This is a genomic window from Pseudomonas sp. NPDC090755 (assembly GCF_044769005.1).
In the GTDB taxonomy this organism is placed as follows: domain Bacteria; phylum Pseudomonadota; class Gammaproteobacteria; order Pseudomonadales; family Pseudomonadaceae; genus Aquipseudomonas.
On record NZ_JBIVXC010000046.1, the window covers coordinates 1 to 4,715 of the forward strand.

Genomic DNA, 4,715 nt, shown 5'->3' on the forward strand with positions numbered 1-4,715 from the left:
GTGCCTGGACCGTCGGTAACGGTCACAGTGGTGGTGCCCGAGGCAGTCAGCTGCTCGTAGTTACCACCCGAGACATCCTTGATGCTGTTGGTCAGGTCCAGGTTGCTGTTGTGCACGTTGTCCGGTGCGGTGAACTGCACGGTGCCAGTGCTCTGACCGACAGCGATGACGATCTGCTGGCCGTTGGTGAGGTTGATCACCAGTGGGCTGCCGGTCACCGGGGCGCTGACGGTAGCGGTGTAGGTGATCACGCCGCCTTCGCCGATGGTGCTGACATCGGCGGTCAATTTGACGGTCGACGGGTCGAGAGTGTCGTTGACCTCGGTGACGGCTGGGGTGTTATCCACAGCCAACTGCTCGAAGTCACCACCGGAAGTGCCGGTGATGGTCGCTTCGACCTGGCCGGCATCGACGTACACATCGTCGTCCGGCGCGGCGATGGTCACGCTGCCCGAAGTCTCACCGGCAGCGATGGTGATGGACTCACCGTTGCTGAGGGTGATGGTCATGGCGGTGCCGGCCGGGTTGGTCAGCGTCGCGGTGTAAGTGATCTCACCGCCTTCGTTGACCGACGGGGTCGCGGTCAGCTTCAGACCGGTGCTGTCTTCGGTGCCTGGACCGTCGGTGACGGTGACGGTGGTTTCACCGGAAGCGGTCAGCTGCTCGTAGTTACCACCGCTGACGTCCTTGATCGCGTTGGTCAGGTCGAGGTTGCTGTTGTGCACGTTGTCCGGTGCAGTGAACTGCACGGTGCCAGTGCTCTGGCCGACGCCGATGACGATCTGCTGGCCGTTGGTGAGGTTGATCACCAGCGGCGTGCCGGTGACCGGCGCACTGACGGTGGCGGTGTAGGTGATCACGCCACCTTCGCCGATGGTGCTGACGTCGGCAGTGAGTTTCACCGTCGACGGGTCAATGGTGTCTTTCACCTCGGTGACGGCTGGGGTGTTATCCACAGCCAGGTTTTCGAAGTCGCCACCGGAGGTGCCGGTGATGGTCGCTTTGACCTGGCCAGCGTCGATGTACACGTCATCGTCTGGTGCCGCGACAGTCACGCTGCCCGACGTCTCACCGGCAGCGATGGTGATGGACTCACCATTGCTGAGGGTAATGGTCATGGCGGTGCCGGCCGGGTTGGTCAGGGTGGCGGTATAGGTGATCTCGCCACCTTCGTTGACCGATGGCGTGGCGGTCAGCTTCAGGTCGGTGCTGTCTTCGGTACCTGGACCGTCGGTAACGGTGACGGTGGTTTCACCGGAAGCCGTCAGTTGCTCGTAGTTACCGCCGCTGACGTCCTTGATGCTGTTGGTCAGATCGAGGTTGGAGTTATGCACGTTGTCCGGTGCGGTGAACTGCACGGTGCCGGTGCTCTGACCGACACCAATGACGATCTGCTGGCCATTAGTGAGGTTGATCACCAGCGGGCTGCCGGTGACCGGGGCGCTGACAGTGGCGGTATAGGTGATCACGCCACCTTCACCGATGGTGCTGACGTCGGCGGTCAACTTGACGGTCGATGGGTCGAGGGTGTCGTTCACCTCGGTGACGGCTGGGGTGTTATCCACAGCCAGGTTTTCGAAGTCGCCACCGGAAGTACCGGTGATGGTCGCTTCGACCTGGCCAGCGTCGATGTATACGTCATCGTCCGGCGCGGCGATGGTCACGCTGCCGCTGGTTTCACCGGCAGCGATGGTGATGCTTTCACCGTTGCTGAGGGTAATGGTCATCGCGGTGCCGGCCGGGTTGGTCAGCGTCGCGGTGTAGGTGATCTCGCGACCTTCGTTGACCGATGGCGTGGCGGTCAGTTTCAGGCCCGTCTCATCCTGGGTGCCCGGGCCGTCGGTGACGGTGACGGTGGTTTCACCGGAAGCCGTCAGCTGTTCATAGTTGCCACCGCTGACGTCCTTGATCGCGTTGGTCAGGTCGAGGTTGCTGTTGTGCACGTTGTCCGGTGCAGTGAACTGCACGGTGCCAGTGCTCTGACCGACGCCAATGACGATCTGTTGGCCGTTGGTGAGGTTGATCACCAGCGGGCTGCCGGTGACCGGGGCGCTGACGGTGGCGGTGTAGGTGATCACGCCACCTTCACCGATGGTGCTGACATCGGCAGTGAGTTTCACCGTCGACGGGTCAATGGTGTCTTTCACCTCGGTCACGGCCGCCGACGAGTCGACGTTGAGGTTTTCGAAGTCGCCACCGGAAGTACCGGTGATAGTCGCTTCGATCTGGCCAGCGTCGATGTACACGTCGTCGTCTGGTGCCGCGACAGTCACGCTGCCGCTGGTTTCGCCGGCAGCGATGGTGATGCTTTCACCATTGCTGAGGGTGATGGTCATGGCCGTGCCAGCCGGATTGGTCAGCGTGGCGGTGTAGGTGATCTCGCCACCTTCGTTGACCGATGGCGTGGCGGTCAGCTTCAGGTCGGTGCTGTCTTCGGTACCTGGACCGTCGGTGACGGTGACGGTGGTTTCACCGGAAGCCGTCAGCTGCTCGTAGTTGCCGCCCGAAACGTCCTTGATGCTGTTGGTCAGGTCGAGGTTGCTGTTATGCACGTTGTCCGGTGCAGTGAACTGCACGGTGCCAGTGCTCTGACCGACGCCAATGACGATCTGTTGGCCGTTGGTGAGGTTGATCACCAGCGGGCTGCCGGTAACCGGGGCGCTGACAGTGGCGGTGTAGGTAATCACGCCACCTTCGCCGATGGTGCTGACATCGGCGGTGAGTTTCACCGTCGACGGATCGAGGGTGTCTTTCACTTCGGTGACGGCTGGGGTGTTATCCACAGCCAGGTTTTCGAAGTCACCACCGGAAGTACCGGTGATGGTCGCTTCGACCTGGCCAGCGTCGATGTACACATCATCGTCCGGAGCAGCGATGGTCACGCTGCCCGAGGTTTCGCCGGCAGCGATGGTGATGGACTCACCATTGCTGAGGGTGATGGTCATGGCGGTGCCAGCCGGGTTGGTCAGCGTCGCGGTGTAGGTGATCTCGCCACCTTCGTTGACCGACGGGGTGGCGGTCAGCTTCAGGCCGGTAGTGTCTTCGGTACCTGGACCGTCGGTAACGGTGACGGTGGTTTCACCGGAAGCGGTCAGCTGTTCATAGTTGCCACCGCTGACGTCCTTGATGCTGTTGGTCAGATCGAGGTTGCTGGTGTGCACGTTGTCCGGTGCAGTGAACTGCACGGTGCCAGTGCTCTGGCCGACACCGATGACGATCTGCTGGCCATTGGTGAGGTTGATCACCAGCGGGCTGCCGGTGACCGGGGCGCTGACAGTGGCGGTATAGGTGATCACGCCACCTTCACCGATGGTGCTGACGTCGGCGGTCAACTTGACGGTCGATGGGTCGAGGGTGTCTTTCACCTCGGTGACGGCTGGGGTGTTATCCACAGCCAGGTTTTCGAAGTCGCCACCGGAGGTGCCGGTGATGGTCGCTTCGACCTGGCCAGCGTCGATGTACACATCATCATCCGGAGCCGCTACGGTAACGCTGCCCGACGTCTCGCCAGCAGCAATGGTGATCGACTCACCGTTGCTGAGGGTAATGGTCATGGCGGTGCCGGCCGGGTTGGTCAGCGTGGCGGTGTAAGTGATCTCACCGCCTTCGTTGACCGACGGGGTGGCGGTCAGCTTCAGACCGGTGGTGTCTTCAGTGCCTGGACCGTCGGTAACGGTGATGCTGGTTTCACCGGAAGCGGTCAGCTGCTCGTAGTTGCCGCCGCTGACGTCCTTGATGCTGTTGGTCAGATCGAGGTTGGAGTTATGCACGTTGTCCGGTGCGGTGAACTGCACGGTGCCGGTGCTCTGACCAACACCGATGACGATCTGCTGGCCATTAGTCAGGTTGATCACCAGCGGGCTGCCGGTGACTGGGGCGCTGACGGTGGCGGTGTAGGTGATCACGCCGCCTTCGCCGATGGTGCTGACGTCGGCAGTGAGTTTCACCGTCGACGGGTCAATGGTGTCGTTGACCTCGGTCACGGCCGCCGACGGGTCGACGTTGAGGTTTTCGAAGTCGCCGCCGGAAGTACCGGTGATAGTCGCTTCCACCTGGCCGGCATCGATGTACACGTCGTCGTCTGGTGCCGCGACAGTCACGCTGCCCGACGTCTCACCGGCAGCAATAGTGATCGACTCACCGTTGCTGAGGGTGATGGTCATGGCGGTGCCAGCCGGATTGGTCAGCGTCGCGGTGTAGGTGATCTCGCCACCTTCGTTGACCGACGGGGTCGCAGTCAGCTTCAGGCCGGTGCTGTCTTCGGTACCTGGGCCGTCGGTAACGGTCACAGTGGTTTCACCGGAAGCGGTCAGTTGCTCGTAGTTGCCGCCCGAAACGTCCTTGATCGCGTTAGTCAGGTCCAGGTTGCTGTTATGCACGTTGTCCGGTGCAGTGAACTGCACGGTACCGCTGCTCTGGCCGACGCCGATGACGATCTGCTGGCCATTGGTCAGGTTGATCACCAGCGGGCTGCCGGTGACCGGGGCGCTGACGGTGGCGGTGTAGGTGATCACGCCGCCTTCGCCGATGGTGCTGACGTCGGCGGTGAGTTTCACCGTCGACGGATCGAGGGTGTCTTTCACCTCGGTGACGGCTGGGGTGTTATCCACAGCCAGGTTTTCGAAGTCACCACCGGAGGTACCGGTGATGGTCGCTTCGACCTGACCGGCGTCGATGTACACATCGTCGTCTGGGGCGGCGATGGTCACGCTGCC

1 protein-coding gene is annotated in these 4,715 nt (G+C 62.0%); it reads right to left on the reverse strand.

Features of this window, described 5'->3' with window-relative positions; genetic code table 11:
• Positions 1 to 4,715 (reverse strand): beta strand repeat-containing protein (locus ACIQUS_RS27015; protein ID WP_403054172.1); only part of this gene is annotated, 4,715 nt, incomplete at both ends.